At 65.6% G+C, this 25,802-nt stretch carries 24 protein-coding genes; 6 read left to right on the forward strand and 18 right to left on the reverse strand.

The window, feature by feature from the left end; all coding sequences use genetic code 11:
* Positions 1-78 precede the first annotated feature (78 nt).
* The gene (locus tag AC56LU_RS07550; protein ID WP_497174971.1) at positions 79-690 is read left to right on the forward strand and encodes a TetR/AcrR family transcriptional regulator; all 612 of its coding nucleotides are present in this window, start codon (positions 79-81) and stop codon (positions 688-690) included.
* Here AC56LU_RS07550 and AC56LU_RS07555 read toward each other — a convergent pair.
* The 5 genes from AC56LU_RS07555 to AC56LU_RS07575 all read right to left on the reverse strand — a co-directional run bounded on the left by AC56LU_RS07555 (position 669) and on the right by AC56LU_RS07575 (position 8,642).
* Positions 669-2,180, reverse strand: a complete 1,512-nt coding sequence (locus AC56LU_RS07555) for a tryptophan halogenase family protein (RefSeq protein WP_497174972.1) — start codon at positions 2,178-2,180, stop codon at positions 669-671. The two genes, AC56LU_RS07550 and AC56LU_RS07555, sit on opposite strands and share 22 nt — an antisense overlap.
* Positions 2,181-2,190: 10 nt before the next feature.
* Entirely contained in the window at positions 2,191-3,228 is a 1,038-nt protein-coding gene (locus AC56LU_RS07560) for a cupin-like domain-containing protein (RefSeq protein ID WP_497174973.1), read from the reverse strand.
* Positions 3,203-3,913, reverse strand: a complete 711-nt coding sequence (locus tag AC56LU_RS07565) for a SapC family protein (protein ID WP_497174974.1) — start codon at positions 3,911-3,913, stop codon at positions 3,203-3,205. Before AC56LU_RS07565 ends, AC56LU_RS07560 begins: the two co-directional genes overlap by 26 nt.
* Positions 3,914-3,955: 42 nt before the next feature.
* Positions 3,956-5,533 (reverse strand): tryptophan halogenase family protein, encoded by a 1,578-nt coding sequence (locus AC56LU_RS07570; protein ID WP_497174975.1) that lies wholly within the window; start codon positions 5,531-5,533, stop codon positions 3,956-3,958.
* Between the two features lie 91 nt (positions 5,534-5,624).
* Complete coding sequence (locus AC56LU_RS07575) at positions 5,625-8,642, reverse strand: TonB-dependent receptor (RefSeq protein WP_497174976.1); 3,018 nt, start codon at positions 8,640-8,642, stop codon at positions 5,625-5,627.
* A gap of 584 nt (positions 8,643-9,226) precedes the next feature.
* On the opposite strand from AC56LU_RS07575, the gene AC56LU_RS07580 reads away from it, so the two are divergent.
* The 3 genes from AC56LU_RS07580 (at position 9,227) to AC56LU_RS07590 (ending at position 11,815) form a co-directional block, all read left to right on the forward strand.
* Positions 9,227-10,078 carry a polysaccharide deacetylase family protein gene (locus AC56LU_RS07580; protein WP_497174977.1) on the forward strand — a complete coding sequence of 284 codons (852 nt, stop codon included), beginning with the start codon at positions 9,227-9,229 and terminating at the stop codon, positions 10,076-10,078.
* Between the two features lie 16 nt (positions 10,079-10,094).
* Positions 10,095-10,907, forward strand: a complete 813-nt coding sequence (locus AC56LU_RS07585; protein ID WP_497174978.1) for a glycoside hydrolase family 16 protein — start codon at positions 10,095-10,097, stop codon at positions 10,905-10,907.
* A gap of 140 nt (positions 10,908-11,047) precedes the next feature.
* Positions 11,048-11,815, forward strand: a complete 768-nt coding sequence (locus AC56LU_RS07590; RefSeq protein ID WP_497174979.1) for a GIN domain-containing protein — start codon at positions 11,048-11,050, stop codon at positions 11,813-11,815.
* Between the two features lie 27 nt (positions 11,816-11,842).
* Here AC56LU_RS07590 and AC56LU_RS07595 read toward each other — a convergent pair whose 3' ends face one another.
* The 12 genes from AC56LU_RS07595 to AC56LU_RS07650 form a co-directional block, all read right to left on the reverse strand.
* Positions 11,843-12,169, reverse strand: coding sequence for a BON domain-containing protein (locus tag AC56LU_RS07595; protein ID WP_497174980.1), 327 nt, complete (start codon positions 12,167-12,169; stop codon positions 11,843-11,845).
* A gap of 92 nt (positions 12,170-12,261) precedes the next feature.
* On the reverse strand, positions 12,262-13,350 hold the full coding sequence (locus AC56LU_RS07600; RefSeq protein ID WP_497174981.1) for a tetratricopeptide repeat protein: 1,089 nt from the start codon (positions 13,348-13,350) through the stop codon (positions 12,262-12,264).
* A 17-nt stretch (positions 13,351-13,367) separates the two neighbouring features.
* The gene (locus tag AC56LU_RS07605) at positions 13,368-14,309 is read right to left on the reverse strand and encodes a type II secretion system F family protein (RefSeq protein WP_497174982.1); all 942 of its coding nucleotides are present in this window, start codon (positions 14,307-14,309) and stop codon (positions 13,368-13,370) included.
* A 30-nt stretch (positions 14,310-14,339) separates the two neighbouring features.
* Positions 14,340-15,317, reverse strand: coding sequence for a type II secretion system F family protein (locus tag AC56LU_RS07610; RefSeq protein WP_497174983.1), 978 nt, complete (start codon positions 15,315-15,317; stop codon positions 14,340-14,342).
* A gap of 9 nt (positions 15,318-15,326) precedes the next feature.
* Positions 15,327-16,673, reverse strand: a complete 1,347-nt coding sequence (locus AC56LU_RS07615) for a TadA family conjugal transfer-associated ATPase (RefSeq protein WP_497174984.1) — start codon at positions 16,671-16,673, stop codon at positions 15,327-15,329.
* A 32-nt stretch (positions 16,674-16,705) separates the two neighbouring features.
* Complete coding sequence (locus AC56LU_RS07620; protein ID WP_497174985.1) at positions 16,706-17,881, reverse strand: CpaE/TadZ family protein; 1,176 nt, start codon at positions 17,879-17,881, stop codon at positions 16,706-16,708.
* A 47-nt stretch (positions 17,882-17,928) separates the two neighbouring features.
* Positions 17,929-18,216 carry a hypothetical protein gene (locus AC56LU_RS07625; protein ID WP_497174986.1) on the reverse strand — a complete coding sequence of 96 codons (288 nt, stop codon included), beginning with the start codon at positions 18,214-18,216 and terminating at the stop codon, positions 17,929-17,931.
* A gap of 9 nt (positions 18,217-18,225) precedes the next feature.
* Entirely contained in the window at positions 18,226-19,812 is a 1,587-nt protein-coding gene (locus tag AC56LU_RS07630; RefSeq protein WP_497174987.1) for a type II and III secretion system protein family protein, read from the reverse strand.
* 24 nt (positions 19,813-19,836) lie between these two features.
* A complete protein-coding gene (gene cpaB / locus AC56LU_RS07635) occupies positions 19,837-20,694 on the reverse strand; it encodes a Flp pilus assembly protein CpaB (RefSeq protein ID WP_497174988.1) in 858 nt (285 codons plus the stop codon).
* Positions 20,691-22,034, reverse strand: coding sequence for an ATP-binding protein (locus AC56LU_RS07640; RefSeq protein WP_497174989.1), 1,344 nt, complete (start codon positions 22,032-22,034; stop codon positions 20,691-20,693). Before AC56LU_RS07640 ends, cpaB begins: the two co-directional genes overlap by 4 nt.
* Before the next feature lie 161 nt (positions 22,035-22,195).
* Complete coding sequence (locus AC56LU_RS07645) at positions 22,196-22,717, reverse strand: A24 family peptidase (RefSeq protein WP_497174990.1); 522 nt, start codon at positions 22,715-22,717, stop codon at positions 22,196-22,198.
* Between the two features lie 64 nt (positions 22,718-22,781).
* On the reverse strand, positions 22,782-22,961 hold the full coding sequence (locus AC56LU_RS07650) for a Flp family type IVb pilin (RefSeq protein WP_497174991.1): 180 nt from the start codon (positions 22,959-22,961) through the stop codon (positions 22,782-22,784).
* A gap of 364 nt (positions 22,962-23,325) precedes the next feature.
* On the opposite strand from AC56LU_RS07650, the gene AC56LU_RS07655 reads away from it, so the two are divergent.
* Positions 23,326-24,363, forward strand: a complete 1,038-nt coding sequence (locus tag AC56LU_RS07655) for a GGDEF domain-containing protein (protein ID WP_497174992.1) — start codon at positions 23,326-23,328, stop codon at positions 24,361-24,363.
* Here the strand turns inward: AC56LU_RS07655 and AC56LU_RS07660 are convergent.
* Positions 24,360-24,971, reverse strand: a complete 612-nt coding sequence (locus tag AC56LU_RS07660; RefSeq protein WP_497174993.1) for a 2-hydroxychromene-2-carboxylate isomerase — start codon at positions 24,969-24,971, stop codon at positions 24,360-24,362. The genes AC56LU_RS07655 and AC56LU_RS07660 overlap by 4 nt on opposite strands.
* Positions 24,972-25,053: 82 nt before the next feature.
* Between AC56LU_RS07660 and AC56LU_RS07665 the strand changes: the two genes are divergently transcribed.
* Entirely contained in the window at positions 25,054-25,794 is a 741-nt protein-coding gene (locus AC56LU_RS07665; protein ID WP_497174994.1) for an SDR family oxidoreductase, read from the forward strand.
* The last annotated feature ends 8 nt before the right edge of the window (positions 25,795-25,802 follow it).

Raw genomic sequence — 25,802 nt, forward strand, 5'->3', positions numbered from 1 at the left:
GGCTTTTTCAATAAATGTACACTACACAGTGTAGTTTCTATTTTTGAGAAAGTAAACCAGTCAGTGTAAAATTTACGCATGAACGCTCTCCGCCTTACCGACCTCAAGCGCAAGGCCATCGTCGCGGCTGCCGCGGCCCAGTTCCGCGCCCACGGCTTCGAAGCCACCAGCATGGACAAGATCGCCCTCGAGGCGAACGTGTCGAAGCGGACGGTGTACAACCATTTCCCCAGCAAGGAAGAGCTGTTTGCGGAAACCATCGTGCAGCTGTTCGAGAGCAGCGCGGCGCTGCTGGAACTGCCCTACCGCAGCGATGTCGGCTTGCGCGAACAGCTCACCGAGCTGCTACGCCTGAAAATGCGCACCCTGGAAGACCGCGACTTCCTCGACCTGGCGCGGGTGGCGATCGCCGAGGTGATTCACGCGCCCGAGCGCGCGCTGCCGGTGTTCACGCGCCTGAACGAGCGCGAGGAAGGGGTGACGGCCTGGATCCGGGCGGCCCAGGCCGATGGCCGCCTGAAACCGGGCGACCCCGCCTTTGCCGCCACCATGCTGCAGGGCCAGCTCAAGGCCTTTGCCTTCTGGCCGCAGGTGGCGATGGGCGCCGCTCCGCTGGCTCGCGCGCAGCAGGGGCCCGTCATCGAGGCGGCAGTGTCGATGTTCCTGGCTTACTTCGGCGCCGCGCAGTAGCGCTCCACATAGGCTTGGTGCGCAGGTAGGCCCGCCACGGTGCGGTCGATCTGCCCCTTGATCGCGCCCAGGAACTGCGTCAGCTCCTCGTCGCCCATCAGGTCGGCCGTCTGGTGGTGGCGGTAAGGCATGATGCCCTGCCCCAGCATCACCTGGATCCACGAGTTCTCGGCGAACAGTTCGTTCGGGACGCGGAACACGCGGCCGGTTTCGCGGAACAGGTCGATGCGGTGCTGCAGCGAGGCCGGCACGTCCATGTTGCGCGCGTCCCGCCAGTACGGGTCGACGCGGTTGTTGACCTTGTAGTGCAGGATGATGAAGTCGCGGATGTGTTCGATCTCGGTCGCCGCCTGCTTGTTGTACTCGGCCACGTCGCTCTCGACGATGCCGCTGGTCGGGAACATCTGCATCAGGCGGATGATGCTGCGCTGGATCAGGTGGATGCTGGTCGATTCGATCGGTTCGAGGAAGCCGCTCGACAGGCCCACCGCGACCACGTTGTTCTTCCAGACCTGCCTGCGCTGGCCCGGCGTGAACCGGATGACACGCGGTTTCATCAAGGGTTCGCCGGCGATGTTCCCCATCAGCGCCTCGATGGCCGCGTCTTCTTGCACGTAGCGGCTCGAGAACACGATGCCGTTGCCGACGCGGTGCTGCAGCGGGATGCGCCACTGCCAGCCGAAAGGGTGCGCGATCGAGCGGGTGAGCGGCACGGCGTCACCGCTAGAGGCGGTTTGCACGGCGGCGGCGCTGTCGTTGAACAGCCACTCCGACCAGTTCTCGTACTCGACACCCAGCGCCTGCCCGATCAGCAGGCCGCGGAAACCCGTGCAGTCGATGAACAGGTCGCCCTCGATGTCGGCGCCCGAATCGAGCGTGATCGAGCGTACGTGGCCCGTCATTGCACTGGTCGTGACATCGACGATCTTGCCTTCGATGCGCTGCACGCCAAAACGCTCGCTGAACTTGCGCAGGTAGCGCGCATAGGCGCTGGCATCGAGGTGGTAGGCGTAGTTCATGCCATTGCGCGGCAGATGCGCAAACTTGTTCTCTTGCGAGGCACGCAGCTCCAGACAGTAGTCGCCATACTCGCCGGCCAGGCCGCGCTCGCGGCCTTTGTGCCAGAAGTGCTGGAAGCCGGCAGTCCAGTGGTCGGTGCCGGTGAGGCCGAACGAGTGGATGTAATCCTCGTTCACGTTGCGCCAGTTTTCGAAGCTGATGCCGAGCTTGAAGGTGGCCTTGGTTTCGGCCATGAATTCCTGCTCGTTGATCTCGAGGAGTCCATGGAAGTTCAGCAGGGTCGGGATAGTCGCCTCGCCCACGCCGACGGTGCCGATTTCGTCGGATTCGACCAGGGTGATGTCGAGCCGCTTGCCCAGCACCTTCGATATGCAGGCCGCCGCCATCCAGCCGGCGGTGCCGCCGCCCGCGATGACGACCCGGCGCACGGGCTTGCCCATGCCGCTCATTGATTCTCCTCCCTTGTCCATGCTTGTCTCCTCAGCGGTTCATTCTTTTCAGTAGTTGGGCGCGGATGCTGCGCACGCTGTCGCCATCCATCGGCGCCAGCGCGCGGCGCGCGGCCGGCGCAATATGGGCGGCGGTCTCCTCGCCGGCGTCGAACACGTAGTGATGGAACAGCCCGGCCCAGGCCTTGCGCTGCTCGGGCGGCAGGTCACGCACACTCATCAATGCATGCATCAGGGCGTTCATAGGCGTGTCCATGTAGTCGGGCGACTGGCGCCACCAGTAATTCACCAGCACGTTGAAATCTTCCAGCGCCTGGATGTGGTGCCACCACATGCTGGGGATGAACAGCGCGTCGCCCGCCTCCATCTCGACCGTCAGCGCGTGTTCCATCGCGGCCGCGAAGCGCGGGAAACGTTCGAGGTCGGGCTTCAGGAAGTCGACCAGGCTGATGGCTTGCCCGGCCGGGGTGAGGTCGAGCGGGCCGATATACAGGTTGGCCACCTGTTCGGGCGGGAACAGGGTGAAGCGGCGCCGCCCGGCCACGACGCAGGCCAGGTTGTCGGGCAGGTCGTAGTGGGCGGCGATGCGGGTGCGGTTGCCGATCCAGATGGAGCCCAGGGCATCGCGCCCGCCGAGGTCGATGCGGTTCTCGTCGTGGAAGCCCGGCAGGCAGGTGTCGATGGTGGTCGAGCCGACGTAGATTGCCGGCTGCTTGTCGACGCCGCGGTAGCGTTCGAGCTCGGCCAGCACCTTGTCGAGACGCACCCGCACCGGCGCGAAATTGAAGCCGTCCATGGCCTCGTTGTAGAAGAAGCGGCCTTCGATCTCGGGAGGGCCGAGCATGGCGTTGACGCTGGCGTCGCGGTAGAAGCGGCGCAGGTAAGCGTCGGCCGCGGCAGCCGACTCGCGCGCCGCCGCCACCATCGGCCACTGCGCCACCAGCCCACGCAGCACCACCGGTTCGGTGGATGCGAGTATGCCGGGACCGAGGTCGCGCGGCGTCAGGTCGGCGAGCTCGCGAATCGGCCGGGCTGCGGGCAGTCTAGGTGCGGGCGGCACGGCGGGCATTCTTGCGGTCGATCAGCGTGCGGAAGTTCGACAGCGACGCGATCTGGAAGTAGATGGCGGCGAGGTGCCCGGCCTTGTGCAGGCGCTCGAGCGCCGCGGTGCCAAGTGCGGCCAGGCGCTCTTCATTGATGGTGTAGAAGCCGGCCAGGCGGTTCTGCGACCCGTCGTCGAGCGTGATGTCGAGCGAGAAGCCTTCGATCAGCTCGTGCTCGACCAGCGCTTCCATGAAGGCCGCGTTGGATCCCATGCCTTCGTGGATGGTGAGCAGCACCGAGTTGATGTTCTCGAGGTAGGGGCTCATGCCGCCGTGCGGCAGGAAGATCGGCTCGCCCTCGCTCGTGCTCACGCGCGGACTGTCGATGTCGATGTGGATCATCAGCTCGTCGCCTTCGCGGCCGATCAGGAAAGGCAGGCGTTCCACCAGCAGCGGGATGGTGGCGGCATTCCATCCGCCCTCGTCCACGAACAGGTTCTCGCCATCCTCGAAGCCGAGCAGGGCTACCGGCTCGAAGGCCTGCGCCTCGTTCTCCTTGCGGAAGATGATCGGGTAGTAGGCCTGCAGCAGGCGGAACTCGGCCGGGAAGGTCGGGACGATGGCATGGTGTTCGTCCATGTCGCGGCCATGGCGGGTGATGATGCGCAGGTCCTTGTGATCGATATTATTCAGCAGTACGGGATTGGCCATTGGCGTTGTCTCTTCTCGTTATCGTATTGTTGCGTTGTCGTCTCAGCCGCGCGGCAGCCCGTGGCGCATGATGTGCGCGATCAGCGTGCGATTGTCCGGCAGCGCGGGCAGCAATCTGCGGGTCAGGTCGGCCGCCTGGCGCAGGAAACCGTCCGCCATGGCGCCATCCGGCTCGCCGGGCCGGGCGCGGCGTTCCGGCCCGGGCGTGGGCTGGAAGCCCATCCCGTACAGGACATACTGGTAGCTCGCGGCCGGGAACACTTCCTGGATGCGGTTGAAATCGTAGCGCGAGGGCGGGCGGTGCTGCCACAGCGCCAGCAGGTCGGCCAGCCGCCCTGGAATGGTATCGCTGCCGCGGTTGTCGCGCCAGTACCCGCCGACGTCTTCGGCGCCGCTGCGGCGGCTCAGCACATAGTGCAGCTTGAGGAAGTCGATTACCCGCTCCCAGCGGTAGGTGAAGGTCTCGTTGAAGCGAGCGGCGCAGATGTCCATCTGCGCACGCGTGGCCGGCATCTCGTCGGCCAGCATCGCGGCCGACAGTTCGACCATGGCGAGCGCCGACGCTTCCAGCGGCTCGATGAAGCCGGCCGAGAGACCGATGGCGACGCAGTTGCGATGCCAGAAGCGCTCGCGGTAGCCGGGCTGGAAAGACAGCTTGCGCGGCGTCGGGATGTCCGCCGGACCGCCGGTGGCGCGGATATAGGCGCGCAAGGCACGTTCCGCTTCCTCGTCGCCCGTATGTGCGCTCGAGTACACGTGGCCGATGCCGCGCCGGGTCGGCAGGCCGATGTCCCAGATCCAGCCGGCCTGCTGCGCAGTGGAAGTCGTTTGCGAGGCGATCGGATCATCCTCGTTGGCATACGGGACCTGGCTGGCTAACGCGCTGTCGTTGAACAGGACGCCGCGCTGGGAAAGGAAGGGGACATCGTAGTGCTTCCCGAGCAGCAGCGACTGCATCCCGGTGCAGTCGACGAACAGGTCACCCGCCAGTTCGCCGTGCACCTTGGTGTGCAGGGCGGCGATGTCGCCGTTGTCGTGAGAACGGATGCCGGTGACGTGGTCCGGCACAAAATGGACACCCAAGCGTTCGAGGCAGTGCTTCTTTAAAAACAGGCCGAACTTGCCGGCGTCCAGGTGGTAGCCGTAGTTGGCCACCGCGGCGAATTCGGGTGTGGCGGCCTGCTTGGGCGCGCGCCCGTGCACGCACAGGTGCGGCTGGGAGCTCACCAGGTCGGCGAAGGGAACGTCCCTGTGGCGCTCGATCCAGCGGCCGGCGACGTCGGCATCGCCCCAGCCCTGGGGCAGCACGAAGGGGTGGAAATAATAGTCGCTGTCGCTGCCGGTCACCCAGCGGTTGAAGCGCGAGCCCTGCTTGAAGGCCGCGTCGCATTCGCGGAAGAAAGCGGATTCTGACAGCCCGGCCGCGCGCAGGGTGTCGCGCATGGTCGGCCAGGTGCCCTCGCCGACGCCGATCGTCGGCACATCGGGCGATTCGACCAGCGTCACGCGCAGTCCGCCGGCCTCGCGCGCCTGGAAGCTCGATGCAAGGACGGCGGCCGTCAGCCAGCCGGCCGATCCCCCGCCCACGACGACGACGTGCCTGATGGTGGCGTTCACCATATTTGTTTCCGCAAAAAACTAATACAGGCCAGTCTAACCTGAAAAAGCCGCCAGCGGACCGTGGCGAAGCCCACGATCCGCCGGGGTTCGATCAGAACTTGTAGCGGGCCGACAGCATGTAGCGCGGACCCGACTGCTCCACATACAGCGCCTGGCGCTCGTTACGGCCATGCACGCGCCGGATCTCGTCGGTCAGGTTGATGCCTTCGAACTGGACGCTGATGTTGCGGCTGACGTTATAGCCGATGCTCAGGTCCAGCTGGCCGTAGGCTTCGACATAGTTCGGGTTCGGCCCGGCGCCGTCGAAGGTCGACGACAGGAACTTGTCGCGCCAGTTGTAGGCCGCGCGCACATTCCACTTGTCGTTCTCGAAGATACCCACCAGGTTGGCCGAGTCGCTCAGGCCGACCAGGGCGAACTGCTCGCCGATGCTGGCGTTGTTGTACTGCAGTCCCGAATCGACCTTGGTGTAGTTCGCCTGGACACCGAAGCCGCTGCTGCCGAACATATGCTGCACGTTCAGCTCGAGGCCGCGCAGGCGCGCCTGCTTCTGGTTCGAGTAGCTGGTGATCCTGAAGTTGGCGACCGGATCGTTCGGCTGGCCGACGATGGTGCCGGTGGCGTTGCCGGACGCGTCATCCGCGCCACGTGTCACGCCGGGACGGCCGGCGAAGTTGCGGAAGATGTAGTTGCGGATGCAGGTGGTGTCGGCACTTGCGCAGCCGTTGGCCAGCGCCGCGTTCCAGTAGGCGCCGCCCACCGGGGTGCGCAGGCCGAAGGGCTGGGCGACGACCTGCGACTGGCCGGCGTAATTTTCAAGGCGCTTGCGGAAGTGGCCGAGCGAGACGAAGCTCGACTTGTTGTAGTACCACTCCCAGGCCAGGTCGATGTTCTTCGACTTGACCGGCAGCAGGCCCGGATTGCCCTGGCGGCCGGTGCCGCCCTCGACACGTGCCAGGGTGTCGAGCACCTGGCCGCCGGTCAGCTGGTCGTAGCGCGCGCGGCCGATGGTTTCGCCGTAGCTGAAGCGGCCCTTCATGTCCGGACGCAGGTCGATGTCGGCGTCAAAGCTCGGCAGCACGTGCTTGTACTTGCCGGTCAGGGTGGTGAAGGCCGGCGCGCCGAAGGCCACCGGGAATTCGTTCTGCGAGACCCAGCTGATCGAGGTTGCCGATGGCACCAGCGCGGTCGAGGTGACGTCGGTCTTCTCGTAGCGCACGCCGATCGAGGTATGGATCGGCAGGGCCGTATCCCAGTCGGTGTTGAACTGCAGGTACAGGCTCTTCGACTTTTCGCGGGTGCGCTGGTCGGTGTCGTAGGTGGTCTTCGGCAGGTACAGGTCTGGACGGCCCGAGGCCTTGGCCGCGAGCTGGCGCACCTGGTCGAAGTTGAAGGTATAGAAGGTATTGAACAGGTTCGGGTTGTCGCTGCCGTCGATGTTATCGAAGTACTGGCGCAGGCTCTCGGCGTGGAAGTTGCTGGCCGGGTAGTCCGCCGGCACGGTGGCGCCGCCCCAGGTATCGCGCTGCTGCACCGAGAAGGCCGAGCGGTTGCTGACGTCGGTGTGGCCCAGGCCGAACTTCAGTTCGGAGGCTTCCAGCATCTTCCAGCTGCCATGGGTCTGGACCTGCTTCACTTCGCTCTTGACATAGCCGTTCTCGAAGACCGAACCGGTGACTTGCTGCGGCGCACGGGCGAAGTCGGCGCCCTTGATGCTCAGGACCGGCAGATCCTGCGAGAAGTCGACGCTGGTGTCGCCGCGGCTGAAGCTGGCGGTTCCCAGGACGTTGGAAGAGCCGAACGGGCTGTCCGGCATCGATTCTGCGGTCGACTTGTGGGCGTCGAGCTCGAAGCGAAGGTCGCTGTTGACGCGCCACGCGGCATTGAAGCCGAGCGACTTGTTCTCGGTCTTGGTGGCGAAGTCGGCGCCGCCCATGGCGATGTCGCTGTTGTTACCCGGGATGAACTCGGTATACACCAACGGCGCGGCGACCGGACCGTCGGTCCAGCTGCTGCTCGACGGACCGAAGTTGAACCAGGCCGACACGTCCTGGCGGCGGGTCTGGATCTTGTTTTCCGAATAGGTGTAGTCGAGGGTGGTGGTCAGGGCCTTGGTCGGTGCGAACTGGAACACCAGCTGGCCATTGGTACGCTGGCGCTGGATGCCGCTCATGGCGTAGTTCATGTTCTGCGGCACCTGGTACAGGTCGCTCGGGTCGGGGCGGTTGGTGATGTTCTCGGAACCCGGGGTGCCTGGCTGCGGAATGGTGCCCCAGTTGTTCTCGTCGCCGCGGAACGGGCCCTTCCAGCCGTTGCCGACGGACGCCACGTTGTAGCCCAGGTTGCGCTCCTGGTAGCTGGCCGACAGGCCAATGCCGAAGCGGCCGTCGGCCGAGGTGTTGCTGTAGATGCCCGACACTTCGGGAGTGACCTTGCCGCCGCGCTGGACGTCTTCCGGCAAGTTCTCGGCCGACCGGTCATGCACGCCCTTGATGCCGATACTGGCCTGCAGGCCCGGGCGCGACAGCGGACGCGCGGTCAGCACGTTGATGGTGGCGCCGATACCGCCGGTCGGGGTCTCGGCACGCGCCGATTTATACACCTGCAGCTGCGAGATCGCTTCCGAAGCGATGTTGGCGAAGTCGTAGGCGCGGCCCGGACGGTCGCCCAGGCTCGAGGTCGGCATCTGGCGGCCGTTGAGCAGCACCAGGTTGAAGTCGGGGCCGACGCCGCGCACGGTCACTTTCGAGCCTTCGCCGATGCTGCGGTCGATCGACACGCCGCTGATGCGCTGCAACGATTCGGCCAGGTTGGTATCCGGGAACTTGCCGATGTCTTCGGCGACGATGCCGTCGACGAAGCCCTGCGCATTGCGCTTGAGGGCCATCGACGATTCGAGGCTGGCGCGCAGGCCGGTCACGACCACGGTCTGGACGCCGGCCGGCGAGGATGGGGTGCTGGCTTCTTGAGGTGTGATGGCTGCCGGGTCGGTGCTCGCGGCAGCCCCAGGGGTCGAGGCGACTTCCTGGGCGTACGCCGGGATGAATGCGGCGCAAGCGCTGGCGACTGCCAGGCTCATCAATGTCTGTCTAGCCTTGGGGTAATACATGGTGCTCTCCTGTTTTTTTTAAAATGACCGTCACCCAATCCAACGGTGTCTCCACTACCTGTGCCGGCTGAATCCAGGCTGTGCGCTGCCGGCGCTCATGCTGTCGTCCTGTTGCCTGTCCTGCCGTCCCTGATGCTGCTGTCGTCGATGCTGCTGTCCCGGATGTCGTCCCTATGTCTGGGCACCTCCTCGGCGCCACGCGGCGTAGCGAGAGCATGCGGCCAGTGCCGATGTCCTCGCTGCCGGGTAGCGGGTAAAGCGTTGCGCGTCGCGCTTGTTCATCGGTAATCGCTCAGGCTCGCATCTCGCGATGCTTCGTTGATCAAGCAATTTGTCGGACCTATGGAAACGTTTCCATGCAAGTTGTTTGAATATTAGGGTTAGCAAAAAAAATTGTCAACGGAATATTCCATGTAGGTATGAGACGAAATGCGGCTGATTTACAACACCGGCGTTGCGCCAGAGGGACCGTAAGGCGGCGCGTGCTCGCGTGCTTCGGATGCAGGGCGATTGACAGCGAAAATTGGCCAATGCTATAGTCGGCTTGACATTCTGGTAACGTTTCCAATATCAAGGGGATTGCGATGGTACGAGCGCGTCACGCTGGCCGCGCCGGCCTGGCTGGTCTGGTGCTGATCCTGGGTCTGCATGCCGGCTCTGCCGCTGCCCAGACAGCCAAAGCCGGCCCGGCATTCGCCTGGCCGCAGGGCGCACGCGCCGCCGTCAGCCTGGCCTATGACGACGCCCTCGATTCACAGCTCGACCATGCCATCCCCGCGCTCGACAAATACAGCCTCAAGGGCAGCTTCTACCTGACCCTGTCGAATCCGGCGGTGGCGCGGCGCCTGGAGGAATGGCGCGCGGCCGCGCGCCGCGGGCACGAACTCGGCAACCACAGCCTGTTCCATCAATGCGCGCGCAGCAAACCCGGACGCGACTGGGTCGAGCCACACCGCAACCTCGATACCACGAGCGTGGAGCAGATGCGCGACCAGGTCCTGCTGGCCAATACCATCCTGGCGGCGATCGACGGGCGCCGCGAGCGCACCTTCACCGTTCCCTGCGGCGACACCTTGGCCGGCGGACGTGACTACCTGCCTGCGGTCGGCGCCAGCTTCGTGGGGATCAAGCTCACTGGAGGCACGGGCGTCATCGATGCGATGCGCAGCCTCGATCCGCTGGCGGTACCAGTGGCGGCCCCAGTCGGCAGCAGCGGCGCGGAGCTGATTGCCATCGTCAGGCAGGCGATGGCGCGCGGGACCATGGTGAACTTCACCTTCCACGGCATCGGCGGCGATTACCTCGGCGTGTCTACCCAGGCCCACGACGAACTGCTGCGTTTCCTGGCCGCCCAGCGCCAGCTGGTCTGGACCGATACCTTCATCAACATCATGCAACACGTCAGGCAACAGCAGGCCGCACCCCGCGGCCCATGACGCCACAAGGAGAACCATGAAACCGATCCGCGCTTTCACCACCGCTTGTTGCGCCTTGCTTGCGCTGGCCGCCACCGGCTGCGCCACGCCGCCCGCCGGCACTGCCGGCTGGACGCTGGCGTGGAGCGATGAATTCGACGACGCCCAGCTCGATCGCACGAAATGGGTGGCCGAAACCGGCGGACATGGCTGGGGCAACCAGGAGCTGCAGCATTACACCGATCGGCTGGAAAACGCCCGGGTGCTGGATGGGATGCTGGTCATCGAAGCGCGACGGGAAGCTTACGGCGGCAGCGACTACACGTCCGCGCGCCTGAAGACCGCCGGGTTGATGGAGCAGATGCACGGCCGCTTCGAGGCGCGCATCAAGCTGCCGCGGGGCCAGGGCATCTGGCCGGCGTTCTGGATGCTGGGCGCGAATATCAAGCAGGTCGGCTGGCCGCGCAGCGGCGAAATCGACATCATGGAGAACATCGGCAAGGAGCCGTCCATCGTGCACGGCACCCTGCATGGGCCGGGCTACTCGGGCGAGAAGGCCTTCGGCGCTCCTTCGCCTTTGACGAGCGGCATCTACGCTGATGATTTCCACGTGTATGCGGTGGAATGGGAGCGCGGTGAGATCCGCTGGTATCGCGACGGCATCCTGTACCACACGGCGCGTCCGGAACTGGTCAAGGGCGAATGGGTGTTCGAGCATCCTTTCTTTGTGCTGCTGAATCTGGCCGTGGGCGGTGAGTGGCCCGGCAATCCGGACAGCAGCACGGTACTGCCCCAGCAGATGCTGGTGGACTATGTTCGCGTTTATCGGCGCGCCACGCCCCTGCGCTAGACGGAAGCGGCGCGGGCCATGCGCGCCATCCCGGCTTTTTACGCTCCAGACCGCGGATTGCGCAGTTCATCGCAATCGCCCCAGGTGCGTGGCGACAGCGGCCTATAGTGCTTCCATCGCCACACTACCGGAGAACAAGCATGAAAAAACTGTTGAGTGCCGCCGCCGTCGCCGCCACGCTCGCACTGGTCGCCAGCCCAGGCCTTGCCAATGATGTCGTCCGCGAAAACCGCAGCGTCGATGCCAAGATCACCAAGGTGAAGCTGGATGGCATTGTCGACCTCGTCGTGCGCCAGGGTAATACGCCTTCCCTCGTCGTGTCGGGCGACCGCCGCTTCGTGCAACGCATTACGACCTCGCAGCGCGGCGACACGCTGGAGATCGGTACCGATTCCTTCAACACCCGCCGTGGCGAGACGCATGAGAAGCTGCGCGCCGAACTGACCGTGCCCAACCTGGCCGAATTCACGTCGCAGGGCGTGGGCGCGAGCACTGTCAGCGGCTTTTCGGGCAATTCGATCCAGGTTGCCCTCGACGGCGCCGGTTCGGTGACCATGAACAGCAATTATCGCAACATCGATGCCCGCCTGGGCGGCGTCGGCGGACTCGCCCTGAACGGGGTGCGCGCCGAACGCGTCGACCTCAGCCTGCGCGGCGCCGGCCGCATCAGTGTAAACGGCGAGAGCAAACTGCTGCGCGCCAAGCTGGCCGGTGTCGGCAGCCTGGAAGCACAGGGCCTGCGCGCAGAATCGGTCGACCTCGACATGAGCGGCCTCGGTGGCGCGACGGTACACGCAACCCGTGCGGCCGACGTCGACCTGAGCGGCATGGGCTCGGCCACCGTGTACGGCAACCCGGGCAGCCGCAACGCCAACACCAACGGTATGGGCAAGGTCAGCTGGAAATAAAGCTGCAAACTCAGCTGAAACGAGGCCCTAGGGATTCACGCGTTCCCGGACCACCATGCTGTTCCGCACTTCCTTCACCCCCGACACCTCGCGGGCCAGCTGCGCCGCCCGCGCAGCGCTCTCGGGTGAGTCGACGAAGCCGCTGAGCTGTACGGTTCCCTTGTAGGTCTCGACCTGGACTTCGGTTGCCTTGACCGTCGGGTCTGCGGCAAACGCAGTCTTGACGCTGGTGGTGATGGCGGCATCGTCGATGTATTCGCCGGTGCCGCGGCTCGTTCCCGAAGGCGCGCAGGCGGTGAGGATGGCCAGCACGACGCCGAGCAGGATCAGTTGGATGCGGTAGGAAAGATTCATGGAAAGCTCCCGTGAGAAGGCAGATGAGCCGATTCTCCCGGGGGCCACACAATGGCGTTTGATGCCGGCCAAACGTGCGAACGGACCTTTTTTTAATCAGGTTGGTTCAATGCCAGCACCGGAGCGACCGCATCCGCCGCCGCGGGCCGCAGCGCGAACCCACGCCGCGCGATGTCACGCCCTAGCACCACGCGCAGGTTGGCAGGCGCGCAGCTGGCCACTTCCTGCAGCTGCGCGCTGCCGAAGCGGCTCGCCAGGCGTTCGGCGGCCTCGCGGTGGGCTGCTTCGAATTCGATCCGGGTCTGGCGTACGCCAAAGCCCGGCTGGTTCGACAGGCGCGCCACTTTCAGCCCGCTCGTACCGACCTGGCGCGCCAGCATGCGCGCCATGCCCGTTACACCATTTCCATTACGCACTTCAACGAGCGCGAGGACCGGCGTACTGCCGCCCGGCATGACCGGCGCCGGCAATGGCCTGGGCACCGGCGCGCTCACCGGCAGCGGATGCCGCAGCTCGAGCATCCCATCCCGCCCGACATGCAACTGCACCTGGCGCCAGCCGCCTTCCTCGCGTTCCGGCGTCTTGAGGGCGCGGTCGATCGCCGCGACCCGGGTCTGGCCGCCGGCGGCGGCATAGTCAGCGCGCAGGTCGTTGGCGCGCAGGGCCTCGGCCTGGCTCAGCATCTGCTGTGCGCGTTCTTCCTGTCCCAGCTTGCGCAGGGTTTCGCCGAGCAGCTGCCACGAGCGATGGTTCAGCGGGTCGAGCAGGCAGGCCTTCTCCAGCGTGGCCAGCGCGTTGTCGTAGTCCCCTTTGAGGAAATAAGCATGCCCGAGGTTGCTGAACAGGTAGGCCTTGCCCGGACCGGAGGACAGGGTCAGCGACTCCGTCAGCGCGCGCCATAACGCGATCGCGGTGTCGAACTCGCGCTGCTCCGCATACAGCGTCGCCAGGCCGTTGCGGGCGTTCACGTGTCCGGGCGCTGTCTGCAATGCGGCCTGATAGGCGGCGCGCGCTTCGCCGTAGCGGCGTGCCAGGTGATGGTTGCGGCCGGCCAGGTAGGTGTTGTCCGCGACCGGCGCGGCGCCGTCGAAAGCGGGGCCGCCACCGAACGGTGCGCATGCCGTCAAGCCGGCGCCGGCGGCGCACAGCAGCGCCAGGCGGTTGAATAAAGTGGTTCGCATCATCAACTCCTTCGTGTTCAATTCCCGCTGGTCATTTTGCCCAGCGTTCGCGAGATCTGGATGACGGCCGGGCCGAGCAGGACCATCATCAGCATCGGGAAGATGCAGAAAATCAGGGGAAACAGCAGCTTCAGGCCGATGCGGGCCGCGCATTCTTCGGCCACCACGCGCCGCTTGTGACGCAGGCTGTCGGAATGGACGCGCAGCGAGTCGCCGACGCTGGTGCCGAAGCGCTCGGACTGGATCAGCATTGCCACCAGCGTGTCGACATCCTCGACGCCCGAACGCAGCGCGAAGTTGCGCAGCGCTTTCTCCTTGCTGAAACCGGCACGAATTTCCATCAGGACGAGCTGCAGTTCCTGCGCCAGCACCGCGCTCTTGATGTGGATTTCGCCTGCCACCTTGACCAGCGCGCGCTCCAGGCTCAGGCCTGCTTCGACGCATACAGTGAGCAGATCGAGCGCATCGGGGATGGTTTCGAAAATCTCGCGGCGGCGACGTTGCACGATGCGTTCGAGGACGATGTTCGGCAGGTAGTAGCCGAGCGCGGCCATGCTCAACAGCAGGGCCATCAGGCGCCAGCCGGACAACGCGTTGCTATAGATGATGGCAAGCGGCGTCATCAAAGCAGGCAGCAGCAGCGCCAGCGCGGTCTTCGACGCGAAATACAGCGCCGGAGCGGACGGGTTGCGCCAGCCGGCGTTCATGAAGCGTGTGCGCAAGCTGGATTTTTCCCACCCCTCGTCGGGTACCGACAGCTTGCTCAGCGGCTTGGCCGCGCTGGCGACGCGTTCGACCCAGCCGCCGCTGGCATCGAGCTGGCTCTGCTCTGCATTGCCCAGGAACCGGCGCAGGCGCTCGCGCAGCGCCAGCGGTGCGAACAGCACCAGGCCGAGCCAGGCCAGGCTGGAGACGACGCACAGGACGACGAGCAGGAAAATCAGCTGGGAGGATGTCATGGTCACCTCTGAATGGAATGCGGGCCGGGCTCAGATGCGGATCCGGATGATCTTGCGCATCCAGAGGACCCCTATCAGCATCAGGCCAAGGCCACACCAGATCATGCGCATGCCTTTCGGGTCGCTCGTGAGCATGTTGATGTACTTCGGATTCGTCAGCATCATCATGGCCAGCACGGCAAACGGCAGCAGCGTCAGGATGACCGCCGACATCCGCCCTTCCGCCGACAGCACCCGCACGTGCGCCACCAGTTTCAGGCGAGCACGGATGATCTGGCTGATGTTTCCCAGGATTTCAGCCAGGTTGCCGCCCGATTCGCGCTGGATCAGGACCGCGATGATCAGGTAGCGCAGGTCGGTCAGCGGAATGCGGGCGGCCATGGCGTGCAATGCCTCGTTCATCGGTACGCCGTAGTTGATCTCCTCGCGGGCGATGCGGAACTCGCCGCTGAGCGGCTCGGGCAGTTCGTTGCCGACGATCTGGAGCACGTTGCTGAACGAGTGGCCGGCACGCAGGGCGCGTGCGATGAAATCGGCGGCATCGGGCAGCTGCTGCTCGATGCGGATCAGGCGCCGCTGGCGTGCGCGGCGCAGCAGCATCCACGGCACACACAGGCCGAGCAGGGCCGCCGCCACGTGCAGCGCCAGCGGCAACTGCCATCCGAACGACGCCAGGCCGGTAGCCGCCATGCAGCCGACCGACCACGCCAGGAACTGCCCGACCGTGTTGCCGGTACCCGACTGCACCAGCAGGGCATCGACCCGGTGCGCCAGCGGGATGCGGTGCAGGATCACGTCGAAGGCCGCGTTACGACTATAGGGACGCTGTTTGAGAATCGAGATCCGCTCGCCGCTACGGCTGGACGAGCCGGACATCACCTGCAGCCGGTGGGCGATGCGGCGCGCCGCCGCGCCGTGCGTGCCCATCCACCACAGGTAGGTGCCCTCGATCGCGAGGACCGCGGCCGCGAACAGGAATACTACGAAAGCGTAGAACAGCGCATCCATGCTGCCTCCTCAGTCGAAGGTCCGGTCAGGATCGAAGGCGTCTTCCGGCACCGGTACGCCATACATCTTCAGGCGGTCGGCGAAGCGCGGACGGACCCCTGTGGCGCTGAAGCGGCCGATCACCTTGCCGTCCGCATCGACGCCCTTTTGGTCGAAACGGAAGATTTCCTGCATCGAGATGATCTCTCCTTCCATGCCGGTGATCTCCTGCAGGCTGACCACCTTGCGCGTACCGTCGGTCAGGCGCGTCGCCTGCACCACCACCGTCACGGCCGACACGATCTGCTGGCGGATTGCGCGTGCGGTCAGGCTCACGCCGGCCATGCTGACCATGTTCTCCAGCCGCGCCAGTGCGTCGCGCGGGGTATTCGAGTGGATCGTCGCGAGCGAGCCTTCATGGCCGGTGTTCATCGCCTGCAGCATGTCGAGCGCCTCGGCGCCGCGCACCTCGCCCAGGATGATGCGGTCGGGCCGCATCCGCAGTGCATTGCGGACCAGGGCGCGCTGGGTCACCTCGCCCTTGCCTTCGATGTTCGGCGGACGGGTTTCCAGGCGCACCACGTGCGGCTGGCGCAGCTGCAGCTCGGCTGCGTCCTCGATCGTCAGCACCCGCTCGGTGGCCGGAATGAAGCCGGAGATCAGGTTCAGCAAGGTTGTCTTGCCGCTGCCGGTACCGCCCGAGATCAGGATGTTCACCTTGGCCGCACCGAGGCTCTCCAGCACCCGCAGCATGGGAGGCGTCAGGCTTTTGTAGTCGAGCAGGTTCTGCACCGTCAGCGGCGTGGAGCCGAAGCGGCGGATCGAGAGCAGCGGGCCGTCCACTGCCAGCGGGGGAATGATCGCATTGACACGCGAGCCATCCGGCAGGCGCGCGTCGACCATCGGACTCGACTCGTCGACGCGCCGCCCCACGCGCGAAACGATCTTCTCGATGATCTTGATCAGGTGGGCATTGTCGTGGAAAGTGATGTCGGTGAGTTCGAGCTTGCCGCGCCGTTCGACATACACCTTGCTGGCGGTATTGACCAGGATGTCGGAAACGGTCGGGTCGGTCAGCAAAGGTTCGAGCGGGCCGAAGCCGAGCATTTCGTGCTGGATGTCGAGCACCAGGTGGTGACGCTCGTGCTGGTTCAGCACGATGCGCTCCTCTTCGATGATGCGCTGGATCAGCAAAGCCAGTTCGTGCTTGAACTGCTCGGCGGTGAGACGCTTGAGGCGTTCGAGGTCGATGCGGTCCAGGATCATCTGGTGCATCAGTTTCTTGAGCTCCTGGTAGGCGTGGTTAGCGACTTCCGGCACGACTGCACCGGACTGCCGCTCCTGGCCGGAACTCGCTAGGCGTTCACGTAAGGACATGGGTGGCTCCGAATGGTTCTGTTTTCTGTGAGTCAGTCGTCGGCTTCGCCGCGGCCGAACAGGCGGTCGAGCAGCCCCCGGCTCTCCTGGACGCGGCGTGTCGTCACCAGGTCGACCATGTCGGCCAGGCTGCGCGCGGCAGCGCTCGAGCGTGACAGCTGCAGCACCGGCACCCCCTGGTTGACCGAATCGGTGACAGCGACGTAGTCGTTGGGGAAGGTATGCACCACCTCGCAGCCGAGCGCCGCGTGCAGGTCTTGCAGGCGCAGCTTGCCGCCCTTTTCGTAGCGGTTGACGATCAGACGGATGTGATCCAGCACGTAGCCGAGCGAGCGGAAAATGTCGAGCAGGCGGCGCGCATCGCGGATGTCGGGCAGCGCCAGCTGCAGCACCGGATAAATGGTGTCGGTGACGTCCAGCGCGCGCAGCGACACCGCGTCGATCTGGCGGCCGACGTCGAGCAGCACGTAGTCGTAGTGCTGGCGCGCGACGCGCAGGATGGTGTCGATGTGCTCCGGCTTCGCTTCCCTGGCATGGGCGGCATCGTCGGCGGCGGCCAGCACGCCGAAACCCGGCGTCACATGCACCACGCAGGAGTCGAGAAACGGCCCATCCACACGGGCGATCTGCGCGCAGACGTCGGACAGGGTCATGGTCGGCTTCTGGTCGGACACGTACAGTGCGGCGTCGCCGAACTGGCCATGCAGGTCGATCAGCAGCACCTTCTTGGCGGCCAGGGTGGCGAGGGCATAGCCGAAATTGGTCGAGATGAAGGTGGCGCCGCTGCCGCCCTTGCAGGCGATGAAAGCGAGAATCTTCCCGTCGCGCAGGCCGGACACCCCGGCAGCGGTCGATATGCGGTCCATCGACTCGTGAAAGGCGCGGTGCACCAGCGGCAGCTGCAACACTTCGCGCACGCCGGCGCGCATGGCATGGATCAGGAGGTCCGCATGGTGCTGGTCGGTCAGCAGCATCAGGTGAGCCTCGGGATACTGGCGGCCGAGGCGCTCCAGCAAGGGGGCTTCGGAAGGCTCGGTTTCGGTAGCGTCAACGATGACCAGCTGGGGGCTGTCGGCTTCGGGCCGGTCGAGTGCATCGCGCAGGCTGGCGCGGACAGCCCCCAGGTTCAGCGGCGGTACACGCGCAGCTCCCTGGGAGGCAATCTCCGCATAGAGCTGGCTGTCGCGGCTGATGAGTAACGCTTTCATGGTGGGCCTCGTGGCTGGCGCATCGTGTCAATGGTGGCGACAGGCGTTCATCGAGCGCTGCCGGCAGTGATGAAGAGGGGCGCCGGCGCCGTTTCCGGCTGCGCGAAACTACGCTGGTAGCGCTCGTGCGCGCCCTTGGCTGCACGGCCGTCCATACCGGTGGCGGGATTCTGGTTGGCAGCCGCTGCGGGATCCAGCACCTGGACTGCCAGGTTGGCGCGGGTGGCCATGCCAAACTGCCTGTCCCACTCCGGGGTGGTGTACGCGCAGCCTTGCAGACCGGCGCCAAGGGATGCCAGCGCGAGCGCCAGCGACATCGAGCGGATCGTCGTCACGATAGCCTCCTATTTGAGTTCGAAGCCGCCGGCGGTCTGCGCGGCGGGCGGCGCGGCCTGCGGTGTGGACGCGGCTGCCGTGGTCGAGGCCGGCGCTGCGCCTTCGAGGCGGCCGCCGAGCAGCACTTGACCGCGTGACGGAATGCCTACCTTGTCGGTCGGCAGCGCGTAGCCGGCGCCCGCGATCGGCTTGACCAGGCGCGCGGTGATCACGAACACCAGTTCGGTGCGGTCCTGCTGGTAGTCGGTGCTGCGGAACAGCGCGCCCAGGATCGGCACCTCGCCCAGCATCGGCAGTCCTTTCAGGTTGGCCACCAGGTTGTTCCTGACCAGGCCGCCGATGGCGAAACTCTGGCCGTCGTGCAGCTGCACGGTGGTGCTGGCGCGGCGTGTGGTCACCAGGGGCAGGATCGCGGCGCCGGTAATGCCGGCAGCCGACACGCCGACCCCTTCGCGCGACAGTTCGGACACCTCAGGCGCCACCTGCAGGTTGATGCGCCCACCCGCCAGCACGGTCGGAGTAAAGCGCAGGCCGACACCGAATTCCTTCTCTTCGAGTGTGATCCTGTTGTTGTCCTGGGCGACCGGGATGTAGAACTTGCCGCCGGCGAGGAAGGTACCCTCCTGGCCGCTGATGGCGAGCACGTTCGGCTCGGCCAGTATGCGCACCAGGCCGTCCTGCTTGTTGGCGTCGGCCACCAGCCGGCCGCCCCGCGTGGTAAGGGTCTCCTGGCCCGGCAGGGTGCGGCCGCTGAGGAAGTTCGATACCAGCGTCGTGGTCCAGCTGCCGCCGCCGAAACTGAAGCGGGTACTGGCTTCGAGCCGTTCGAGCAGGGTCTTGGACACTTCGGCAATCTTGACTTCGAGCTGCACCTGCTGGGGCGCGCTGACATTGAGCAGGTTGACCACCCGGGTCGACGCGGCCGAGGCATTGCCGCCGCTGCTGGCGCCGTTGTTAGCGAGGGGAACCACGCCGTCGGTTTCGTTGTCCTTGGCAGCGGACGGCAGCTGGCGCAGCGGCCGCCGCACATAGGCGCCGGCCAGCTCCACCGCACGCGCCATCGCCCCGGCGTCGCTGACGGTACCGGTCAGCACCAGTGAATCGGCGGCAGCCATCACCCGGATGTCCTTTTCCTCGGGCATGGCGGCGGCCAGGGTCGCCTGCAGCACGGCCGGATCCATTGCGACGACGATGTCGACCACGCTGCAAAGGCCACTTTTTCCCTGCACGATCATGTTGGTGCTGCCCACGTCGACCCCGGCGATATACAGCGTGTCGGGCGATACCAGCATCGCCTGCACGATCGCGGGGTTGCCCACGCTGCGGTTGACCACCCGCTCGGGCAGGCGCAGCAAGGTGGACTTGCCCATGTTGAGCGCCATCGTGGCGGGGCGTGCGGCTTCGCCGGTACAACCCATTGGCGACTGGGAGCGCGCCTCCTGCGATTTGGCGGGTGCCGTGCGCGCCGGCTTGGCGGAAGCAGCGCCTTCTGCTTTTGCGGGTGCGCCTGCGGCTGCAGGGGCGGCATGGGAAGGCGCGGTGGCGGCCAGCGCCAGGCCAGCGGCAAACCTTGCGAAATTAAGGCGTCTATTCATGGCATCCATCCGGATCGGTAAAGGTCAGAAGCATTCCTGGGAAGCGTGCAGGCCATTGATGACCTTGATGCAGTCGCGCCGCGGCGCCGCTGCAGGGGCCGGCCGCGGCGCCTGCGCCTGCGGCCGTGGCGTACGCACCGGCATGGCCACCTGCCGCACCTGGGGCGCCGGTGCCGGCAGCAGGTTCTGCTTGGTAGCGCCCAGGGTCTGGGCCGGGGCCGGGTCGACCTGGTTGCGCAGCGCCAGCGACAGGGTGCCGACACTGCGCGCCAGGTCGAGCTTTTCGGCCTGCTCGGGCGTGACTTCGAGCGTGACGGCATTCACGACCTTGGGTTTGGTTTCGTCGCGATTGACTTCCTGTGCCACCGCCAGCACCAGGATCCGTTCCAGCACGATCTTGGAGATGTTCTGCTCGCGCGGCCGGCCATCCTGTGCCTGCGCGTCGGTCTCGGTGCTGACGATGATGTCGACAAAATTACCAGGCAGCGCGAAGCCGGCTACGCCGATCACGTCGTTGACACGCACCGTGATGGCACGCTTGCCCTCGGTGATCAGTGCCGACAGACCGCCCACTGTGCCGGCTGGCGCCAGCTTGGCCTCGCTCAGCGGCTCGCCCATCAGGATGCTGGACTTGAGCACCCGGCCACCGAGTTTCTGCGGATCGTCGAACGCAGTTTTCGGCACGCTGTGGGCCGGCCATTCGACCAGCTTGAGCATCTCCGGTGTCAGGCGCTGGCCAATGGCGATGTCGGCCCCCGCCACCACGATGCGGCCGGAGCTTTTCGACGGCTGTTTCAGCAGCCAGCTCGAGGCCAGCAGGACGGCGGCCACGCCGAACACGATCGCGAGCGCCATCACGATCACGGCACGCTTGTTTTTCATCGGGCATCTCCCAGGTTACCGGGTTCGAGCGCCGCGCAAGAACCGAACAGGCTGCTCCACGCCTGGGCCACGCTGTTCACATCGAGACGTGGCGCGTGGCCGGCGAACCCGGCGAAGTCGGCAATCCGGCCCAGCAGCTCATGCGGCCAGGCTGCCAGCAAAGGACGCCGGGTGCGGCGGTGCAGTTCGTTGATCAGGTAATCGATCGCGCCTTCGTCGGCGTCGATGCCGCGCAGCCGGCACTGGCGCCACAGTTGCGCGCGGTAGCCTGCTTCGGAGAGCGGGCCCACCGGAATCCGGTAACCGACACGGCGCATGCAGGATTCATCCAGCACTGCCTGCGGCGCCAGGCTCGTGACCAGCACCAGGGACACGTCGAATGGCAAGGCATGGCTGGCCCCACCAGGTACCGCCACATGGTCGGCGCCGCTCTCGAGCGCGCCCAGCCAGCGGTGCAGCACCTCGGAAGCCGGAACCCGCTGCCGGCCGATGTCGTCGAGCACCAGCAGGCCGTTGTTGGCCAGCAGATGCGGCGGCGCGCGCAGCACCCCGTTGGCGGCGTCGGTGCGCATGTCCAGCATGTCGCCCGTCAGTTCGGCACCGACGTGCACCAGCGGGCGCTGGCACAGCGTCCAGCGCGCGTCGCAGCTGCGCCGGTCATCCAGGGTGCGCGGCTGCAGCGGCGCAGGATGCAACTCCGGATCGTAGATCTGCACGATCTCGTGGTTGACCAGCACCGCGTAGGGAATCGCCACCGGCTCCTGGCGCAGCCGCGCGAACTTGCGCGCCAGCGTCGTCTTGCCGCTGCCGGATGGCCCATACAACATCAGCGGGCGGTTCGAATGCAGCGCCGCACCGATCAGGTCGCGCACCGCGGGGTCGATGCCGTCTTCCGCCAGGTTCGCCTGCAGCTCTGCGGGTGTGACGCGGGCGGCGTCGGGCTGGCGCAGCGACTGCTGTTCCACGATACGGCGGTAGGCGTCGAGCGTGACCGGCGCCGGTCCGATGTAGCGTGATTCGGCCAGGTACTCGGCAGCGGCGCGCTGTCCGAACCCGGTCAGCTGGTACTGCACATCGATGTCGGAATCGCCTTGCCATGCCACCTCGGCCAACTGCTCCGCGACCAGCCCTTGCAGTACTTCGCGCACCACGCTCACCGCCAGGCGCAGGCGTCCGGTCAGCAGCGACAGCGGAATCTTGCCGCTGGCATGCATGATCTTGACGGTGAGTGCGGTGACCAGGCGCGCTTCAAGGCCGGTATCGCGTACGTTGCGCGGCTGACGCGGCAGGATGGAGGCCGGCTCATCCCCAGTTCCTCCTCCGCCTGCTTCGGCGGACATTGGACCGGTGGCCGAGGCACTTGATCTAGGTGCTAAAAACACTTCCATAAGGAAACCTCCTGATGAGGTGCGGATATTTCTTACATTTGTTAAATTGATTCTAACCATCGCCCCTCCCCCCCCGTTTGACCTCCGGCAAGGAAGCGGACTTGACAGAAAGTTCAGGTGTAGCGGGTTGCCAGGACGTAGATCGTGGCGGCTGCGATCGCCACGCCGTAGGGCATCGAACCGGCACTTGCCGGCTTTACGTCGCGCATGGGAGGACGTCGTAACGCGGCTTGCCATACGATGTCTCGCATGCTCACCAGCGCGAGCCGGAAGCGGCCGCGGAACAGGACGAGGACGAGGGCCATCACACCGCCGGCACACCAGGCCAGGACCCCGATGTGCAGTGCGGCGGCCGGGCCGGTGAACGCGCCCACCGTTGCCATCATCTTCACATCGCCGGCAGCCATCCCGCGGACCAGGTAGAAAGGAAGAAATATCAGCAGCCCGACGGCGGCGCCGGCAACGCAGGCCAGCAGCGCCGCGCCGGGTTCCGGCGACACCGCGTGCAGCGACAAGGCGGCCACAAGGGCCGTCAACAGCAGCAGGTTCGGGATTCGTCGGCTTGCGAGATCGTTGACCGCGGCGGCGGTCACCAATAACAGCAAGCAGGTGTCGAGATAGGGTGCGACAAGCATGACCGGCTCCCCAAGAAAAAAAAAAGCCCCCAGGGCCGAGTGGTCCTGGGGGCACCAGCAAAGCTTAGAACTTGGCGAATTCCGCGACAATACCGGTGAACAGATCGCTCAGGCCAGTGCCCAAGGCACTGGCTGCCCCGACGATCGCAACGCCGACCAGCGCTGCGAGCAGGCCGTATTCGATTGCCGTCACACCGTCTTCGTCAGCAATGAACGTTTTGATGGCGTTGGTGATGGTGCTCATGATGAACTCCTTATGGTGGTTGATAGGACTTTGCTTCAGGGTCTTACTGACAGACGGGGCCCCGTCTTCTGCTGCTTTCGACTGCGTCTGTCAGTGAGTTCACTGTACCGAATAGTGCCCTGCAGCAAGTTGATGCCGGGCAAGTTTTCCATACGGAAACGATCGGGTCGGTATGCGTTTGCGTGCACGCAAACCGCCGTGCTCGTTCCGTTATCAAAAAAGATAAATATTGTTAAGAATAGTTGCCTATCGTACAAAAACACATTATGCTGTTTCGCTTGCTCGCTTAAAAAAGCGGCACCGGCATCAGTAAGCGGCCGTGCCCTCGCCTGACTCAGTTCCACTCAGTTTCTGAAAAACCGACATGGATTCCCTGCTGCGACACATGGTGGACATGACTGGCCACCGCGATCACACGATGCTCGACATCTCCGTGATTTCAGCGGTACAGGAACTGGCGGGTGCGCTGCAAAGCCGTGTCTTGAGCATCACCACGGTCTGCGGCCAGAAATTCGTCCGCTCGCGCGCCTGCATCCAGGCCGGCGGGGTGGCATGTCCCGAAGAAGTCCATGACGGCGCCAGTCCAGGCGAACCGATCACGGCCTTTCCCGAGCTGGCGCACTGCCTCGAGCACCACGATTCGCGCGCCGAAGGCGTGGGCGCCGATGGCCTGCGCCGCCTGTGGCTGCCGATCTGGTTCGGCGACCAGACCCACACCTGCCTCGAGATCACGCACGAGCGCGGCTTCACCGCCGAGTCGATCCACATGATCAGCGGCATCGTCAGCGTCTACCGCAACTTCCAGAACCTGCTCGACTACAGCGAGCGCGACTCCCTCACGGGTCTGCTGAACCGCAAGACCTTCGACGACCAGCTGGCGCGCATGCTGCATTGCGCCGACGCCGAGCCGCTGGTGCCCGGCCAGCCTGAACGCCGCCAGCACGGGGCCGAAGAAAAGCAGTGGCTGGCCGTGGTCGACGTCGACCATTTCAAGGGCGTGAACGACCGCTTCGGCCACCTGTACGGTGACGAAGTGCTGATCCTGGTCGCCAATCTGCTGCAGTCCTCGTTCCGTTCGCAGGACCGGGTGTTTCGCTTCGGCGGCGAAGAGTTCGTGGTGCTGCTGCGCTCGACCACGCTGGAGAATGCGCGCAAGATCATCGACCGCTTCCGCATTAACGTCGAGACGCACGTGTTCCCGCAGGTGGGACAGGTGACCGTGAGCGTCGGCTTCACCAGCATCAGCGCGGCCGATTCGCCGGTTGTGACGCTCGGCCATGCGGACCAGGCGCTCTACTTCGCCAAGGCCAATGGCCGCAACCGCGCCTGCCTCTACGAAGAGCTGGTGGCCAGCGGCCTGCTGCAAACCATCGCCACCAACGACACCGCCGAATTTTTCTAATTGCCTGGGGCCTGCCGGGCCTGCGCGAATTCCAGGGCGTCTTCCAGGCGGTCGTCGCCCCAGAACATCTCTCCCGCCACGATGAAGGTAGGCGCACCGAAGATGCCGCATGCACGCGCGGCCGCGGTCTGGGCGCGCAGCGCCGCCTTGTTGCCCTCCCCTTCCGCTACGCGCAGGACCGCCGCCGGATCCGCCACCAAGCCTTCGAGGGCGGCCAGCACGCTGTCCGCGTCATCGATCCCCGCGTCCTGCGACCAGTTGCGCAGCATGATGCGGCGGCAGAATTCCCCCATCCAGATTTGTTGCGCACCGAGCAGCGCGACCCGCATCGGCAACACGGCCCGGCGCGGGAAACTGGAGGGCCGCGTGAAGGGGATGCCGTATTTCGTGGCGCGCCGCGCCATGTCGCGCCAGACGTACTCGCCTTTCTCCTTCTGTTCCGCGAAGGGCGAGCTTTGCCAGCCGAGCTCGCGGAAGATCGGCCCCAGCAGGAAGGGTTTCCAGTGCAGCGGCACGCCGGCGCGCGCTGCGAGCGCCTCGATTCGCATCAGCGACAGGTAGCTGTAGTTGCTCCCGAACTCGAACCAGAATTCGATGGGTGGATGCATGGCTGCTTGTCTCGCTTGTTCGGTATAGTGTTCGATGAGTATGCAGCCAAAGGCTGAGCACGACAATCGGAGGAATCGGGCAATGGACAAGGTATTGATCGTGACGGGCGCCGGACGCGGAATCGGCGCCGCCATCGCCAGGCAGGCCGCGGCCGCCGGCCATGCGGTGGCGGTCAACTACCGAAGCGACGCAGTGGCGGCGCAGGCGCTGGTGGCGGCCATCCGCGAGGCTGGCGGGCAAGCCGCCGCGATCCAGGCCGACGTCGCGGTCGAAGCGGAGGTTGCGCGGCTGTTCGCGCGCACGGAGGCTGAACTCGGCGCGCCGGCCGCGCTGGTCAACAATGCCGGCATCACCGGACGCATCGCGCCCTTCATGACGACCTCGCCCGCCACCATCGAGGCGGTATTCCGCACCAACGTGTACGGCAGCATGCATTGCTGCCGCGCGGCGATCGACGCATTCCGGCGCAAGGGTACGCGCGGCGTGATCGTCAACCTGTCCTCGATCGCGGCCAGTACCGGCAGCCCGCGCGAGTATGTGCACTACGCCGCCAGCAAGGCGGCAATCGAGGCGTTTACGCTGGGACTGGCGCGCGAAATGGCGCCGGAAGGCATCCGGGTGTGCGCCGTGGCGCCGGGGTCGACGCTGACCGGCATCCATGCCGCGGCGGGAGAGCCGGACCGGCCCTTGCGCGTGGCGCCGGCCATCCCGATGGGGCGTCTGGCCACGCCGGACGAGATCGCGGAAGCGGTACTGTGGATGCTGTCGCCCGCCGCCTCCTACGTCACCGGGACGACCTTGCGCTGCGCCGGCGGGCTGTAAGCCGCGGC

This window comes from Telluria sp. PB2R4 (assembly GCF_059685695.1).

Excerpts from the sequence above, each read along its gene's own strand:
- AC56LU_RS07550 (WP_497174971.1), top strand. The coding sequence starts at position 79 with ATGAACGCTCTCCGCCTTACCGACCTCAAGCGCAAGGCCATCGTCGCG.
- AC56LU_RS07555 (WP_497174972.1), bottom strand. The coding sequence starts at position 2,180 with ATGGACAAGGGAGGAGAATCAATGAGCGGCATGGGCAAGCCCGTGCGC.
- AC56LU_RS07560 (WP_497174973.1), bottom strand. The coding sequence starts at position 3,228 with ATGCCCGCCGTGCCGCCCGCACCTAGACTGCCCGCAGCCCGGCCGATT.
- AC56LU_RS07565 (WP_497174974.1), bottom strand. The coding sequence starts at position 3,913 with ATGGCCAATCCCGTACTGCTGAATAATATCGATCACAAGGACCTGCGC.
- AC56LU_RS07570 (WP_497174975.1), bottom strand. The coding sequence starts at position 5,533 with ATGGTGAACGCCACCATCAGGCACGTCGTCGTCGTGGGCGGGGGATCG.
- AC56LU_RS07575 (WP_497174976.1), bottom strand. The coding sequence starts at position 8,642 with ATGTATTACCCCAAGGCTAGACAGACATTGATGAGCCTGGCAGTCGCC.
- AC56LU_RS07580 (WP_497174977.1), top strand. The coding sequence starts at position 9,227 with ATGGTACGAGCGCGTCACGCTGGCCGCGCCGGCCTGGCTGGTCTGGTG.
- AC56LU_RS07585 (WP_497174978.1), top strand. The coding sequence starts at position 10,095 with ATGAAACCGATCCGCGCTTTCACCACCGCTTGTTGCGCCTTGCTTGCG.
- AC56LU_RS07590 (WP_497174979.1), top strand. The coding sequence starts at position 11,048 with ATGAAAAAACTGTTGAGTGCCGCCGCCGTCGCCGCCACGCTCGCACTG.
- AC56LU_RS07595 (WP_497174980.1), bottom strand. The coding sequence starts at position 12,169 with ATGAATCTTTCCTACCGCATCCAACTGATCCTGCTCGGCGTCGTGCTG.
- AC56LU_RS07600 (WP_497174981.1), bottom strand. The coding sequence starts at position 13,350 with ATGCGAACCACTTTATTCAACCGCCTGGCGCTGCTGTGCGCCGCCGGC.
- AC56LU_RS07605 (WP_497174982.1), bottom strand. The coding sequence starts at position 14,309 with ATGACATCCTCCCAGCTGATTTTCCTGCTCGTCGTCCTGTGCGTCGTC.
- AC56LU_RS07610 (WP_497174983.1), bottom strand. The coding sequence starts at position 15,317 with ATGGATGCGCTGTTCTACGCTTTCGTAGTATTCCTGTTCGCGGCCGCG.
- AC56LU_RS07615 (WP_497174984.1), bottom strand. The coding sequence starts at position 16,673 with ATGTCCTTACGTGAACGCCTAGCGAGTTCCGGCCAGGAGCGGCAGTCC.
- AC56LU_RS07620 (WP_497174985.1), bottom strand. The coding sequence starts at position 17,881 with ATGAAAGCGTTACTCATCAGCCGCGACAGCCAGCTCTATGCGGAGATT.
- AC56LU_RS07630 (WP_497174987.1), bottom strand. The coding sequence starts at position 19,812 with ATGAATAGACGCCTTAATTTCGCAAGGTTTGCCGCTGGCCTGGCGCTG.
- cpaB (WP_497174988.1), bottom strand. The coding sequence starts at position 20,694 with ATGAAAAACAAGCGTGCCGTGATCGTGATGGCGCTCGCGATCGTGTTC.
- AC56LU_RS07640 (WP_497174989.1), bottom strand. The coding sequence starts at position 22,034 with ATGTCCGCCGAAGCAGGCGGAGGAGGAACTGGGGATGAGCCGGCCTCC.
- AC56LU_RS07645 (WP_497174990.1), bottom strand. The coding sequence starts at position 22,717 with ATGCTTGTCGCACCCTATCTCGACACCTGCTTGCTGTTATTGGTGACC.
- AC56LU_RS07650 (WP_497174991.1), bottom strand. The coding sequence starts at position 22,961 with ATGAGCACCATCACCAACGCCATCAAAACGTTCATTGCTGACGAAGAC.
- AC56LU_RS07655 (WP_497174992.1), top strand. The coding sequence starts at position 23,326 with ATGGATTCCCTGCTGCGACACATGGTGGACATGACTGGCCACCGCGAT.
- AC56LU_RS07660 (WP_497174993.1), bottom strand. The coding sequence starts at position 24,971 with ATGCATCCACCCATCGAATTCTGGTTCGAGTTCGGGAGCAACTACAGC.
- AC56LU_RS07665 (WP_497174994.1), top strand. The coding sequence starts at position 25,054 with ATGGACAAGGTATTGATCGTGACGGGCGCCGGACGCGGAATCGGCGCC.